The organism is Spirosoma validum (genome assembly GCF_014699035.1).
Classification (GTDB): domain Bacteria; phylum Bacteroidota; class Bacteroidia; order Cytophagales; family Spirosomataceae; genus Spirosoma; species Spirosoma validum.
In genome coordinates this window covers 20997-36325 of the sequence record NZ_JACXAA010000004.1, presented here as the reverse complement: position 1 = coordinate 36325, position 15329 = coordinate 20997, and the positions used below count along the sequence as shown (strand labels likewise).

The window sequence follows — 15329 nt, the reverse complement described above, 5'->3', positions numbered from 1 at the left end:
ATGCGTAAATGTACCGAAAACTAACCGTATGCGATTTCTATAGCCAATACGGCTTACTACGTAGCTCACGAAAATAAAAATACATTCGTACATAGGACAATTCATTTTTTTATAGTTTTAGGAAGTCGATTGACTTAAGAAAGCCGCGCTATAACGTATTGAACTGGCCGGATAGTCGCTCCAGCCGACCCGACTTTAGAATGGTCAGCTTCTCGATAGACCGGCTTACTTTATGGGTTATTTACTATTTAGAGAGATAGAAATGCGAATGCTATATCTACTGAGGTTATCTAATTGGAAGAACTGTTTATTGAGTTATGGTTCGCTCATCTTACTGTGCTGTTTTGGTAATACCGCATATGCTCAGCAGTCAACGGTAGCAGGAAAAATTGGCCCTTTTTCTGATTTTCACATTCATACTTCTTTCAAAAACTACTATCGACGAGTCGAAAGTCCCGACAGTACCATCAAATACGCCAACCAGCCGGGCTACCTGAACAAAAAGTATGGTCGAACCAACTGGATTCCCTTTACCAAAAGCGAAAAGAACAAACGTAATGGGAAGGAATCGAATATGGCCAATTACGACCAGTCCAATTATGCAAACTTAACCGGCTTAGGTGGTTCGGTACTGTGCATGTCCATTACGCCCCCCGAAAAAGTGATGCTAGCCACCAAAGGCGATCGCTGGTTGAACCTGCACTTTGTCACGCACATGCCCATCAAACGGCAGGAAGTACTGGCAGCTGAGAACAACTCTTCGTTCAAAGAGTTTCTGGGCGAATATTATTACGCTATCAATCAGGATTCGGTACACAACGGTACTAAGATTCTATTGGCGAAAAACAATGCCGATCTGAAACGAATTGTCAACAGTGGCGGCATCGGCATGGTCATGACGGCCGAAGGCGGACACGTACTCTTTGGCAATGACGTATTAAGTAAGATCGACAGCATCAAAGCTGCTGGCTGTGGCGAACCCTGCCGACAGGAAATCTTTTCCAATATCACCAAGTTGCGAAACCTGCCTCATCGCACCTTTTTCATTACCGTAGCGCATTTTGGCTGGAATAAAATGTTTGGCAACGCCAAAAGCCTGGACAAACCCGGTTTGCGACGCGGTTTGCTGACGGCTGCTACGTTGTCGGACGATTTGAAAAAGAATCTGTTTGCCAAATACGGCGAAGGCATCATTGGTTGTGTACACGGAGATTTGTACAAAGACACGGTTATGACGATGGGGAAGCAAAAGATTCGGTTTAAGCTACCCTACACCGCCGATCAGTACGATACGGATTTAGGCTATCAGGTAATGCATCGGTTGCTAGATGCTGAGAATGATTTCAAGGCACCGATCTATATGGATACCAAGCACATGGATCTGAAAGCGCGGTTTCAGTATTATCACTATATCGACAGCGTCAACACGATCCGAAAAGCACAGGGCAAATCGTTAATCCCTATCATTGCCTCTCATATTGGGCTCAACGGCAAAAAGCGACCTGTAGCTATGGCGACGGGCTTGTATCCACTACGTGACTCCTACGAAGAATTAATCTTCGGGCCTACGTTCTATAAAATTCAGGCCAATGAGCGCGATCTATACTGGCGCGCTTATACGCAGGCACTCAAACCCAAGGATCGGGTGATGTATTTTGGTGGCCTGGCTAAAAACACGCCAGCCTCGCTCAATCCGTTTCAGGGAACAGCGAATTACAATACGTTGGGCTGGTTTTATCCCTGGGGCATTAACTTCTGCGACGAGGAAGTGAAAGCCATTTACGACAGCGACGGCATTATTGGTCTGAATCTGGACCGGCGCATTCTGGGCTTCACAATGCCCAATTACAACTGGCGGTATAAGAAAACGTTACGCCGTTTATTTAATGATGTTTATAACGCCGACGACTACAAACTGGCGGATGGTTCAGCCATTACGTTCGAGGACTACTATCGATCAGAGCCTTTACTACGGAATATTTTTCACGTGATCGACGTCTGTGGCCGGGAAGATGCTTCGGCCTGGAATCATATTGCAATCGGATCGGACTATGATGGTTTCATTCAGCCGATTCAGCTGGCTCCCAGCGCCGAATACATGCCCAAGTTTCAGGAGAAGATGGTGGTTTTCGCCCGACTGTTTACCGAGATTCATAATAAACAACGGTTGTTGTATGGCTTGTCGACGCGTGTGGCGATGAATAAGTTTTTCTATACAAATGGCCGGGATTTCGTTTTCAAATATTTTCAGAACTAATTATTGCTTGTGCTCATGAGCTTTTTCTACCGATTATTCTTAGCTGTTTTCTTTTGTGGCTTGGTGGCTACCCAGAGCAGAGCCCAATCTCAATCCGGACCGACAGCCCCCTACCTAATTTTCAAAACGACTTATGCTTTTCCGGCAGGCTCACAAAAGATCAATGAAGCTTCAACCATCGTAAACAACAAAACTTTTACGAAGGGCATTTATGGGTCTTATGGTCAGGGAATTAACCTAAGTCTGGGGGTTGGAAAGATGCTCAACCCAACCTTTGGCGTGGAACTGGATGCGCAGGTTATGCTGGGAAACGCCATTACAACAACCTACGCAACGGATGAATTTAATCTTTCAGGAAGTCAATCGGATCGGGTACGAAGTGTCCTGCTTAAGCCGTTCATTGTCATCCGAAACAGTGGTGACCTTTTAGCCATCTATACCAAACTTGGATTGGCTATTTCTACGTACGGACGTCGATATGAGCAGGAAGAGGTTATCTACACGTTTAACGGGCAAACGTATCAGCAGATCAGTGAATCAACCGAAACGGCCAACGTGAAGGTCGGGTTTGCGGCCTGCTTTGGTTTATCCTTTCGGATTGCAGAAAGTGTTTCTGTGTTTGCCGAAGCGAATGGTCAGATTATGGCTTTGCCGTTCACCAAGGGACACTATACGAAGTATACAGAAAATGGTAAAGATGTGCTTCCGTCTAAATCAACCAGTGAGCAATCGTGGGTTTACGAGCGGTCAACTACGTCCGATCCGAACGCTCCGGCTGACGATTCACGGCCGGGTGTCAGGCTTTATGATCCGGCGTATTTTTCCTACATGGGTATTGGTGTAGGCTTTATTTATCACTTTTAGAAACGCACGTTACTTTGCTTATTGATCTGCGGTCTAGCATTGGTTCACTACGCATGTTGATGGGATAAATCCATCAGAAAAAGAGGGAAGTCGCTACTCGAAACGTATTGCAGTGCGCTTCAACAATGTCGGTCAGGCGGGGCGAATAGCCGCCCCCCATCGAAACAACAATTGGCAATCCGTTTTTAATGGCTTGCTCAAACACAAACGTATCGCGCTGCCGACAGCCTTCCCGGCTTACGCTCAATTTACCCAGCCGATCTGACGCCAGAATATCAACGCCTGATACGTAGAACAGAAAATCGGGCTGTACGCGCTGAATCAAGGCAGGCAGCGTATCATACAACGTATTCAGATAAACTTCGTCGGTGGTTCCAGTGGCTAGTTCGACATCCAGATCAGAGTGTTCTTTTTTAAGCGGATAGTTATCTTTTCCGTGCATGCTGAACGTAAAGACGCGCGGCTCCTGCTGGAACATCACGGCGGTTCCATTACCCTGATGTACGTCTAAATCCACGACCAGAATCTGCTTTGTCTGCTTCGTTTCGAGCAGATAATGAGCCGATACGCCCACATCGTTGAGCAGACAGAATCCCTCCCCCCGGTCCGGATAAGCGTGATGCGTACCACCAGCAATGTTCATCGCAACCCCATCGCGTTGGGCAATCTGTGTACCATCAATTGTACCCTGCGTAATGATCCACTCGCGCTCGATCAGTTCGGGGGTTAACGGAAAACCAATCCGACGCATCATTTTCGGATCAACCGTTCCCGTTTTGAGCGCGTGTACATACTGACTTGTATGAACGCCCAACACCCACTGATCATCGACGGGAGAAGGAGCAAAGAAATTCGCGTCCGTACAGGTGCCTTCATAGAGCAATTGCTCTTGAATCAATTCATATTTAAGCATTGGAAACCGGTGACCTTCGGGCAACCGGAGTCGATAAACCGGCGAAAACGCAATCTGAAGCATACTATGGTATTGGATTTCTGTTCGCTGGTTTTTGATTGACTACCTATAAATCAACCCTCAAAAATCCACAATCAGACCTAACGTAACGCTGTACCGTTAAATAAGGATACGTATTTGTTAACCGATCTTTAGTTAATTGTGTTACCAATCCGAGTATTTTGGTCGTTGGTAGGAGTAATCCCTACTCGATTATCCAACTTCTATGAAAACAGCTATCATCACCGGCGGAGGCCAGGGTATTGGCCGCGTTGCAACCCAGTATTTACTGACCCACGGCTACCGTGTGGCCATCTGGGAATCCGATACCGATGCGCTGGCCGAACTTCGGGAAGCCTTCAAAGCTTCGTCGGCACAAATTCAGTTCGTCTCCTGCGACGTATCGAGTGAAGCTAATATCCGGAAGGCGGTTGAGCAAACGGCTTCGCATTTTGGTCAGATCGACGCGTTGATCAATAACGCAGCCATCATGATCGAAAAGCCGCTTGACAAACTCACGCTCGATGAATGGAACCGCGTGATTGGCACCAACCTGACGGGCGCCTTCCTTTGTTCTAAACATGCGGCCCCGTATTTAGCGGCTCAGAAAGGAAGTATCATCAATATGGCCTCTACGCGCGCTTTTCAGTCGGAACCCGATACGTTCGCTTACTCGGCCAGCAAAGGCGGAATTTTAGCGTTGACCCACTCGCTGGCCATCAGCCTGGGACCTGATATTCGGGTTAACGCCATTAGTCCCGGCTGGATCGACGTATCGGCGTTGAAGAAAAAAGCAAAGGCGAAAACCGACGAACTACGCCCCGAAGACCATGCGCAACACCCAGCCGGTCGGGTTGGTCAGGCGGACGATATAGCCCGGATGATTCTCTTTTTGATTGCTCCCGAGAATAGTTTTATTACAGGACAGAATTTTGTTGTCGATGGCGGTATGACGCGCAAGATGATTTACGTGTAAGCCCAAACATCATTCGGGCCTGAGCAGTTTATGGGGTAGTCAATTTCCCTTATACAGGCTTTTTTTATGGAAAACGTAAATCAGGATGCGATGCTCAACGAGCGATCGCAGACATTCCGACCCGATACCGACGGCCCCGCTCAGACCCCGGATGAAAGCATCATGATCAATGAAGACTACAATCCGACCGATCTGGCCGGTGATGTCGACAGTGGTCCTGACGGAATCGGAAATCCTTCGGGCAGCGCTGCGATGGAACCCAATTTAACCGACTACGGCAACGGCGATACGCTTGGCAACAACGACGGCACCGAACCCGATCCGGAACTGTCGGACGAGTAACGTAGCAGAATTAGCAAAACAACTTCGTATAAAACGCCAAACGGCTACCTGATTTAGGGTAGCCGTTTGGCGTTTGAACTGACTATCAGCCAGAAGCAATATAGAAGGCCTTTCCCAGACTGAACAATACGTAATAGTCGATTCGTTACATACAAGAGAACTTACTACTTCGTTCCTGAGTTACGTATTAAATCGCTCATCAGGTAAGCTTCTCCTTAATCTGTACCCTACCCATTTTTTACGGGTATTCTTACGGCGCACTGACGACCAATTTTCGTTCAAGTAAATCAGGCTTTTCCCGCCCCGATTCAGGTAATCAATCCTACTCTGATTCCGGCTTGAGGAGTATCAATACCACTTTTTTGCAGAAAGGCTCTGCATACATCACTAACCCGGCATAACATATGGGCGCATCAAACGAAACATTTTCCAAACGAGAAAAAGAAAAAGCAAAACAAAAAAAGAAACAGGACAAGCAGGAAAAGAAAGACGATCGAAAAGCCAATTTGACAAGGGGACAAAGCCTTGATCAAATGTTGGCTTATGTCGATGAAAACGGCAATATTTCGTCCAGACCACCCGATCCACGAAAAGCGAAAGTCATTGAGCAACAGGACATTCGTCTCGGTGCCGCTGAGCAAGTGAAGGAAGCGCCACAAGACGCTATCAGACAGGGAGCCGTTACATTCTTCAATACGTCGAAAGGATACGGTTTTATTCGGGACCTACAGAACCAGCAGAGTGTTTTTGTTCACATGAATGGTTTAATTGATGCCATTCAGGAAAATGACAAGGTGACTTTTGAAATCGAAATGACTCCCAAAGGCGCCAACGCGGTTCAGGTTAAAAAATTAGTGGTAACTTAAAGCCAGTCTGTGGCAGATCGTTACCCATCCTTTTAGCGCTGACTTAACCAATTTACGTTCATCTTATGGCCATTCGTGTCGCGATTCATCATCATACCCAGTATCAATACGACCGAATGGTTTATTTGTCACCTCAGTTGATTCGGCTCAAACCCGCAGCTCACACCCACGCATCGATCGAGTCGTATTCGCTCACAATCGAGCCGAAAAACCATTCGGTACACTGGCAGCAAGATCCATTCGGCAATTTTATTGCCCGGATCGATTTCTGGGAGCCTATGCAGGCAATGTCCATAACAGTCGATATTACGGCGGGTCTGGAACCTGTTAATCCCTTCGATTTTTTTATTGATACGTATGCCGAATCGTTTCCGTTTTCTTACGAGCCTCAGTTGAAGAAAGACCTTGTCTCTTATTTAGAGATTACGGAGGAGGGACAATATATGACCCAATGGTTAGCTAAGATCGATCAGTCCACGCAGGGTACCGTCGATTTTCTGATCAAGCTCAACCAGCAGATGTACCAGACAATTGCTTACACGATACGGTTGGAAGAGGGTATACAGACTACCGAAGAAACACTACAGCGGGCCATTGGCTCCTGCCGGGATTCTGGCTGGTTGCTCGTGCAAACCTTGCGCCATTTAGGCCTGGCCGCTCGGTTCGTGTCGGGCTATCTGGCGCAGGTAGCTCCAGACGAAACAAGCGACAGTGATCCAAGCCCGATTGAAAATTCGCTGGCTTTACATGCCTGGGCGGAGGTGTATATACCCGGTGCTGGCTGGATTGGCCTGGACCCGACGTCGGGGATGCTGGCGACAGAAGGACATATTCCTTTAGCCTGTACACCCGACCCGGTTGGTGCCGCCCCTTTAACGGGCACGTCTGACCAAAGTGAAACGACATTAACGTACATCAATACGTTAGTTCGGCTGGATTAACATCGATTTATATAGAAGCCGAAGGCGATGGTTTCGCCTGTAAACAACGCCTGTTTAGGCAAGAATCTAATCAAACAACTATCGATAACTTATGAGTACTACGCCAAAATTAACCGCTCAGGAACGCCAGCGGATCGCCCATCAGCAACTTGAGGCAAGCAAAAAGCCTTATCTAGTCCGGGATATGCCCCGCACAGTTCTTTACTTAACCACTGAGCAAGCGGCCAAACGAATGGACCTGATCCCACAATTTGGAAAATTACCGGTAGAGTCTGATAAGTAAATGCATGGTCATGCGTTTTCTGCTTTTATAGGCTATACCGACTAAATACATAGAATCCATCACAGGATTTACAGAACAGCCCAGAAGCTCAGGCTTTTGGGCTGTTCTGTTTATTACTTCCGGCGCAGTATCTGCACTTCCATAGGATGGAGTCGCACCGGCAAAACTCGCGCAGGGCCGTGTGTTACGCTTCCTCTTTCTTCCGTAATTGTTACGTTACCACCCGTTTTTATAGTAATCAGTCCCGGCAATTGAGGCTGTTGATGATTACTGTACAGAATACCATACGTTGCTCCGTCCGGGTTTAGAATGGCATCGACAAGAACGTCGCCGACAAAGCCGCCGTTTGTCTGCGTATTGGCCACAATGACCACTTCCTGATCGTTTAAAATGCGTGAAAACGCCAGAACCCCAGGGCTAAACGGCGAAATGCCAAAGTTCACGCCATCGCCCGAAAGCGGCCGAAAATATTGACGTCCATACCGTAAGGCGGGTTGAGCGTTACGTACCGCACTGATCTGACTAATCTCTTTATAAAACAGGTGTGTTTTGTCGAAGGCATTGCCACTTTTACCCCAGAGCGCTTCCCGTACAGCCGCGTCGCTACCTCCGTTGCCATGCAGTCCCTGCTCGGTACCGTAATACATACAGGGAATGCCCTGTAGCGTAAACAAACACGCTAGTCCCAGCGTAGCCTGATTATCAAACCGATGTGGGGCAACCGGATCGCGGAAATAGAAGCGTTGCCGCATATCGTGATTGTCCAGGAACGTGACGAAAAAGTTGGTGGCGTCGCCGTGGGTGCTTAGAATATCACGCTGCACATTCTTGCGGTGCAGATACATATCCTTTACTAACGATGGGGCTGCCAGACCTTTGGCCACGGAGGGCAGTTTGAAAAAGAGTGGAAAATCCAGCGCGGCATCAACGCCAATCGGCTCATCGCCCAGGTTGGTGCTACGGCCAATAAACTGATTGATTTTTTCTTCACCATCGAAGACTTCACCGAAGGTAAAGAAGTTGCGTTTGCCAATGCTAAGAGCAAATTCCCGCATGGAATTGGCAAAAATACGGGCGAAGTCCGCTTCAATAAACTTCAGCGTATCGATACGGAATCCATCCACATCGTATTTGGCGATCATGTACTGATACGCCAGAATCAGCACTTCGTGTACCGGCGACGACTGGGTAATCGCTACTGTTTCTTTAAAGTCGGTAACCAGCTCTTTCAGCGAACTGAAATCTCCCCCTTCTTCGCCCCCCAACCCCTTGCGCCGAAACAGTACGTTACGCTGTAATTCAACCGGCCAAATAGCCGCATCATCGGCAATAGGACCCGGATTATCCGCAAAATCTGCGAAAGCGGGCTGGCCGTTCTCGTTGCGCCACCTAATCGGGTAAACGGTACTACGTCCCGGAGCCTCCGCCGAATTGTTGTTGCCGTTGACAACGTAGCTGAACACGTTCCCCGCATGATTGAGCACAATGTCGAAAATCACGTAGATATTCCGGGCGTGAGCCGCATCGACCAGGGCCCGCAACTCATCTTCCGCTAGTTTCGGGTTGCCTTTAGCTGCGATCGGATCGGAAGCAAAACGGGGGTCGACCTGTAGAAAATCCTGAAAACCGTATCCATGAAACGTAGTATCCTCGAACTGGCAGTTTTTGGTAACCGGCGATAGCCAGATCGCCCCTACGCCAAGTTCTTTCAGGTAATCAAGCTGCTCACGAACACCAGTAAACGTACCGCCCTGAAAACGGCCAAACTCATCGTCGAAAGGCAAATGATGAGGAGGCTTCAGCGGATTATTAAAGCGGTCAATCATCAGAAAATAAATCCAGACATCCCGCCAGTCCTGCGGAGAATGAAAAGGCGTATCAATTGAAATGGTCTGGTTTCCAACCGTAACGTCTTTGCGTTTCTGGATGGACGCATTATCTAAAACCGTTCGTACGGCTGAGCTTTTGATGGATGTTGGCATGATTCAGGGTTGTTTTCGGATTAACACAAGTCGTTAGTCGTAATTCATGAGCAGGTGGAAAACGACTAATGTGGGTGTATCTAAATAAAGTACATCGCTCATCTGCCAGGCAAACTATCTATCGAACGGTAACATTCTGTGATTCAGCGCAACTAAAGGTCTGACACAAATAAAAGTATAAGCAGTCAGGCTGATCTGCGTTACCGACGCCTGAAAGACGTTTATGACTATTCTCTAATTTTTTTCGAAAATAATCCCAAAAACTGAGGTTAGGTTTTGCAAAAAAAACGCTCATGCTATAAAGCACCGTAACACATGAGCAGACGGCTACCTCCGCAGGAAGCGCAACAACTTTGGGAAGAGTATCGGGCGGGCGATATGTATGCTCTCGCGAAACTCATGCAGAGTTACTACGCCGATCTTTTCCACTGGGGACTACGCCTACACGCTGACCGTGAGTTTGTTAAAGATTGCATCCAGGAGATGTTTGTCAATCTCTGGAAAATGCAGCAATCCATTCGTCCGGTCGATAATGTGCGTTCGTACTTGCTCGTCGTGCTGAAAACGCGGATTCTGCGGGAGCTGTCCAGCAAGCACACTACGTATCAATCCACCCTTTCCGATGATTATTCGTTCTCCGTCGAATTTGCGGCCGATGTTCATCTGATCGACGAGGAAAATGAGCTCTATCAGATTCGCAAACTGGAACAGGTAATCAATCATTTACCCGATCGCCAGAAGGAGCTTATTTACCTGCGTTTCTACCAGAATCTCAGCTTTGAACAGATTGAAGACGTCATGCATTTAGGTCGCCAGTCGGTCTACAACCTACTTCAAAAATCCCTGAATAGCCTACGCAAACACTGGGCAGTCAGCCTCGCAGGCCTTTTGACTCTCTTATTGGATAAAGTATAAATTAACCACAGAGGCACAAAGAGCACAGAGAAACAGGCAGTTAATCAAAAGTATGCTGAATTCAACCTTCGGTATGACCCCGTTGAGATCAACTGTTTGTAGAAAAGCATGACGGCTGTAAATAGCTGATCCCAGCGGGGTCATACCAAGCCTAACCAATCCCACAACCTACAATGAAGCAATACGAATCCTATACCGTAACGGATTTTATTCAGGATAATGACTTCCAGGCCTGGGTGCGGGGGTATAGCAAGCGGGAATCGTTCTGGTTATCCTTTCTTCAGCAGTATCCCGAAAAACAGGAATCCTTTCAGCAGGCCAGGCAGCTTATCCGGGCGGCTACAGTTGCGCCGGAACGTATTAATGACAGTGAAATCCGACGTGAGGTCGAGCACTTTCTTGAACAAGCCAGTCTACTTATTCCTCAATCTCAGCCTGCTACCGATACGTATCAAAAAAAGAACCTCTTCATCCGTCTTTATGCTACGTTCCGCTGGGGATTGGCTGTTGCTGCCATGCTGATTGCTTTGATTGGGATAGGCTGGTACTTTTTTATCAACCATCAGACGCCTACGCAACGAATCGCCCGGCCGCTTGATGCCGCCACGAATCAGTTGGTCGAAACGATTAATCACACTCAGCAACCCCTCCGGGTTATACTTAACGATAGCTCAGAAGTAATACTAAGCTCAGAAAGTCGGCTACGATACCCGGCCCATTTTACCCGGAACGCACGAATCGTGTATCTGAAAGGCGAGGGTACGTTTTCTGTCAAGCACCAGAATCGTCCGTTTATGGTCTATACGGGCGAAACCGTGACGAAAGTATTGGGTACCCGCTTTGTCGTGCGCGCCTTTGACACCGACCAAAACATAACGGTGCAGGTACTCTCGGGGAAAGTGCAGGTGTACAAAGCAAAATCCGAACGAACACCCGACAATAAAGAAGTGAATGGGCTGATCCTGCACGCAAACCAGGCCGCCATCTTCGAAAAAAGTGACGGCAACCTGACCAAGACGTTGGTTTCCAATCCGGCCCTGGTAGAGAAAAGTCGCACGAAAGAAGCCCAGTTTATCTACGATGAAGTGGCCTTGTCGCAGATTTTACGCGAATTAGAAGTAAGCTACGGCATTCCAATCCAGTTCGATGAACAAACATTTACCGCCTGTAAAATCACCGCTACGTTAACCAACGAATCGCTCTACGAAAAGCTGGACTTACTCTGCAAAGCAGCCTCAGCTACATACGAAATAACGGATGGTCAGATTGTGATTAGCCGGAAGAGTTTTAGGTAAAAATACTACGTATCACCGGGTTAAAACCCGGCGCAAGAGATTGTGAATAGAATAGATGCGTTACACCGGGTTTTAACCCGGTGATATACAGAACATGCAGAATAAGACAGATACTACAAAATTCCTCTAACCCTTACATAACGATGAACAAATACGTTACCAGCCAATTTTGGACTAAACTCATGCGATTTTCGCTAGCGCAAAGTTTGGTTATGCTCCTGCTGATGGGCGTATCATATGCGCACCCGACCAATGCTCAGGAATACCTGAAGAAACGCCTGACCATTCACGCCGTTAACCAGGAAGTTAAAAAAGTACTGACGGATATTGAAAAAGCGACTGGTGTACAATTTGTATATAGTTCGCAGGTCATCGAACCCAGGCAACGAATTAGTATACAAGCTACTAACGCCACGCTAGAAGAAGTTTTGATCAGGTATTTCGAGCCTCTCAACGTTACGTATGAACTGGTGGGCAGAAAACTTGTCTTATCAGCCGATCCGTCAGTCTCTAACCAAAGTAGTCTTATCATGCCTATCGAAAACGTGGTTGAACTAGCTCCTAAACGGGCAATTTCAGGACAGGTTATTGATGAGAAAGGCGCGGGCTTACCCGGTGTGAGCGTCATCATCAAGGGCTCCCAGCGCGGCACAACTACGAATGCTGGCGGTTCGTTTCAACTGGATATTCCCGACGCGGGGACAACCGTGCTGGTGTTTAGCTTCGTGGGTTACGAAGGAAAAGAGATCAGCGTAGGTAACCAGTCAAATTTAAGCGTTTCGCTGGTGCCGGAAAGCAAAGCATTGGGCGAAGTCGTCGTCACAGCATTAGGCATCAAGAAAGCCGCTAAAAGCATTGGCTACGCTACGTCAACGGTTACGTCGGATCAGATAACCGTCAACCGAACGGCTAACTTCATGAACACCTTACAGGGAAAAATCCCTGGGGTTAACATTACGTCGCTGGGGTCAGGACCAGCCGGAACCAGTAAGATTCGGATTCGGGGGCAATCCTCTTTCGGCGGCAACAACTCCCCCTTGATTGTGGTCAACGGCGTACCCATCGATAACACGAACTACGGCGCCCGGGGTGACGTCTCCGAAAAAGGCAGCAATCGTACCTCCGATGGGGGTGATGGGCTGAGTAGCATTAATCCCGATAATATCGAAACCATGACCGTTCTGAAAGGGGCGGCTGCTTCGGCGTTATACGGGTCTCGCGCGAAAGATGGTGTCATCATGATTACGACCAAGACCCGTGGCTCCGGCAGTGGTATAGGCCTAGAATACAACACGAACTTCACAACCGATACGCCGTTAGATTATACAGATTATCAATACGAATACGGTCAGGGCGAAAACGGCGTTCGGCCAACAGCTCCGTTTCCGACATCGGGGCAATGGAGTTTTGGTGAGAAATTCCAGCCCGGCATGACGCAGGTTTTGTTTGATAACGTAGTAGCCCCTTACGAACCGCAGCGCCACCAGATCACCGATTACTACCGAACCGGACAAACCTGGACCAACACGATAAGCCTCTCGTCCGGAGGTGAATTTGGTGGTTTCAATCTATCCATATCCAATCTGGATAACAAAACCATTCTGCCCGGCTCGGGCTATAACCGCAAAACCGTTAACCTTGGGTTTACACAGACGCTGGCGAAACGACTGACCATATCGGGAAACGTTAATTATTCGAACGAACGACGGACCAATCCACCGAACATTGCTGAGCAGGATTATAGTCCGGTTGTACTGTTCAGTATGGCGAATTCCATGCCGCTTGAACTGCTCGAAAAATACGCGTCGGATGCGAATGGGAACGAAGTGGTCTGGTCACGATTTACGAACCGGACCAATCCGTATTTCGCGCTGAAACGCTTCGACAACATCCGCAACGACCGCGTGTTCGGTAACCTGACCGCCCGCTACAACATGACGGACTGGCTGTTTCTACAAGCTCGGGTTGGGCAAGATTATTATTCCCGCGAACAGGATTACAACCTGCCCACCGGCAGCCAACGCCAGGCGGCAGCACCGGCCGGTTTTGTCAATGGCCAGTACACACAGGACTCCCGGATGGTGCGCGAACTAAACACCGATTTTCTGATCGGTGCGAACAAGACATTCGGCGTTTTTGGGGTGAATGTGAATGCGGGTGGCAACCAGATGTACCGGCGCATTAGCCGACACAACGTTTTTGTGCAGGACTTCTATACGCGCGGCCTCTATACCATTGGTAACGGTCGTCAGAAGGACCCGACCTATGAATTATCTGAACGGAAAGTCAACTCACTGTATGGGTCAGCGGAGGTTTCGTTTAAAGACTTTCTGTTTCTGAATGGAACGGTTCGAAATGACTGGTTTTCAACTTTATCGCCCGCCAATCGCAGTATTCTCTATCCGTCGGCAACGGCTAGTTTCGTGTTTTCGCAGGCCTTCGCCAACGTACTACCAAAATGGATCACCTTTGGCAAAATCCGGGCAGCTTATGCCGAAGTGGGCAGCGACACCGACGTTGCCCCTTACGCGAACAACCTGTTCTATGGCATTAACGCTCAGCAATTTCCGTCGCCAAGCGGCATCGCCCAACCCCTGGCCAGCATCAGCGGCTCAACGGTTCCGAACGCCAATCTGCGGCCGATGCGGGTTTCGGAAAAAGAAGTTGGTCTGGAGTTAAAACTATTCAATAACCGGCTGGGGTTAGACCTGACGTATTACGACAAATTATCTTCTGATCAGATTCTGCGCGCTCAAACATCCGACGCGGGCGGTTATCTGACGCAATTGATCAACGTGGGACAAAGCCAGAATCGGGGTTTGGAAATGCTCGTTACGTTCTCCCCTATTAAACTGGCTAGTTTCAGCTGGGATGTCAATCTCAATGCAGCTTACAACACAACGAAAGTACTTGACCTGGGAACGAGTGCGAGCGACAACATGATCACCGTTGGAACCGGCGAGTTTACCGGCGAACTCCGGCAGGTGGTTGGCCAGCCAATCGGGCAATTGTTTGGATTCGGCTACTTACGCGACGCGCAGGGCCGACAGGTTTTTGACGCTGGAAACGGGCGGCCGCTACGTACTGCTACGCAGATCAGCTTTGGTAGCGCTCTGCCTTTGTGGGTCGGTGGGTTCACCAACAGTTTTACCTACAAAGGAGTCAGTCTGTCGTTCCTGATCGATTTCAAATTGGGCCATAAGATGATTTCGGGCACCAACCACAACGCCTGGCGGCACGGCCTGCACAAAGCGACGCTGGTCGGGCGGGAAGAGAATTTCGTCATTGGTGATGGCGTCAACCCCAATGGCGAGATCAACAAAACCAAGTCAGGTGTACAGGCCTATTACGAAACGGTACGGTCGCAGAATATCGCTGAGGAGTTTGTTTACAATGCCGGTTTATGGCAGTTGCGACAAATCACGGTTGGCTATGACTTCAGCCGGTTCCTGCCATCAACCATTCCGTTCATTAAAGGCATCCGGTTAAACGCCGTGGCAAACAACGTAGCGGTCATCAAAAAATGGGTGCCTAATATCCATCCTGAGCAGTTCGGTTTCCCCTCCGATAACCTGATTGGCCTCGAAGCGACTGGATTGCCCATCACCCGGAGTATCGGTTTCAATCTGAATGTTCGATTCTAATCCCTCCTCAGA

At 48.4% G+C, this 15329-nt stretch carries 12 protein-coding genes; 10 read left to right on the top strand and 2 right to left on the bottom strand.

Annotated elements, in window-relative coordinates:
- Nucleotides 1–268: 268 nt before the first annotated feature.
- Together IC230_RS12490 and IC230_RS12485 are read left to right on the top strand one after the other, a co-directional pair.
- Nucleotides 269–2257, top strand: a complete 1989-nt coding sequence (locus IC230_RS12490; protein WP_191039361.1) for an amidohydrolase family protein — start codon at nt 269–271, stop codon at nt 2255–2257.
- Nucleotides 2258–2272: 15 nt separating this feature from the next.
- Nucleotides 2273–3121, top strand: a complete 849-nt coding sequence (locus IC230_RS12485) for a hypothetical protein (protein WP_191039360.1) — start codon at nt 2273–2275, stop codon at nt 3119–3121.
- Nucleotides 3122–3194: 73 nt separating this feature from the next.
- On the opposite strand, the gene IC230_RS12480 is transcribed toward IC230_RS12485, so the two are convergent.
- The gene (locus IC230_RS12480; protein WP_191039359.1) at nt 3195–4097 is read right to left on the bottom strand and encodes a histone deacetylase family protein; all 903 of its coding nucleotides are present in this window, start codon (nt 4095–4097) and stop codon (nt 3195–3197) included.
- A 202-nt stretch (nt 4098–4299) separates the two neighbouring features.
- Between IC230_RS12480 and IC230_RS12475 the strand changes: the two genes are divergently transcribed.
- The 5 genes from IC230_RS12475 (at nt 4300) to IC230_RS12455 (ending at nt 7481) form a co-directional block, all read left to right on the top strand.
- On the top strand, nt 4300–5049 hold the full coding sequence (locus tag IC230_RS12475; RefSeq protein WP_191039358.1) for an SDR family oxidoreductase: 750 nt from the start codon (nt 4300–4302) through the stop codon (nt 5047–5049).
- Between the two features lie 66 nt (nt 5050–5115).
- Entirely contained in the window at nt 5116–5391 is a 276-nt protein-coding gene (locus IC230_RS12470) for a hypothetical protein (protein ID WP_191039357.1), read from the top strand.
- A gap of 404 nt (nt 5392–5795) precedes the next feature.
- Nucleotides 5796–6257, top strand: a complete 462-nt coding sequence (locus IC230_RS12465; RefSeq protein WP_191039356.1) for a cold-shock protein — start codon at nt 5796–5798, stop codon at nt 6255–6257.
- 65 nt (nt 6258–6322) lie between these two features.
- Nucleotides 6323–7198 carry a transglutaminase family protein gene (locus IC230_RS12460; protein WP_191039355.1) on the top strand — a complete coding sequence of 292 codons (876 nt, stop codon included), beginning with the start codon at nt 6323–6325 and terminating at the stop codon, nt 7196–7198.
- A 91-nt stretch (nt 7199–7289) separates the two neighbouring features.
- Entirely contained in the window at nt 7290–7481 is a 192-nt protein-coding gene (locus tag IC230_RS12455; RefSeq protein ID WP_191039354.1) for a hypothetical protein, read from the top strand.
- A gap of 113 nt (nt 7482–7594) precedes the next feature.
- Here IC230_RS12455 and IC230_RS12450 read toward each other — a convergent pair whose 3' ends face one another.
- On the bottom strand, nt 7595–9463 hold the full coding sequence (locus tag IC230_RS12450) for an alpha-amylase family glycosyl hydrolase (protein WP_191039353.1): 1869 nt from the start codon (nt 9461–9463) through the stop codon (nt 7595–7597).
- Nucleotides 9464–9778: 315 nt separating this feature from the next.
- Between IC230_RS12450 and IC230_RS12445 the strand changes: the two genes are divergently transcribed.
- The 3 genes from IC230_RS12445 to IC230_RS12435 all read left to right on the top strand — a co-directional run bounded on the left by IC230_RS12445 (nt 9779) and on the right by IC230_RS12435 (nt 15317).
- Nucleotides 9779–10378: an RNA polymerase sigma factor gene (locus IC230_RS12445; RefSeq protein WP_191039352.1), complete on the top strand. Its 600-nt coding sequence runs from the start codon at nt 9779–9781 to the stop codon at nt 10376–10378.
- A gap of 173 nt (nt 10379–10551) precedes the next feature.
- Nucleotides 10552–11673, top strand: coding sequence for a FecR family protein (locus tag IC230_RS12440; RefSeq protein ID WP_191039351.1), 1122 nt, complete (start codon nt 10552–10554; stop codon nt 11671–11673).
- A gap of 182 nt (nt 11674–11855) precedes the next feature.
- Nucleotides 11856–15317, top strand: a complete 3462-nt coding sequence (locus tag IC230_RS12435; RefSeq protein WP_394355487.1) for a SusC/RagA family TonB-linked outer membrane protein — start codon at nt 11856–11858, stop codon at nt 15315–15317.
- Nucleotides 15318–15329 lie beyond the last annotated feature (12 nt).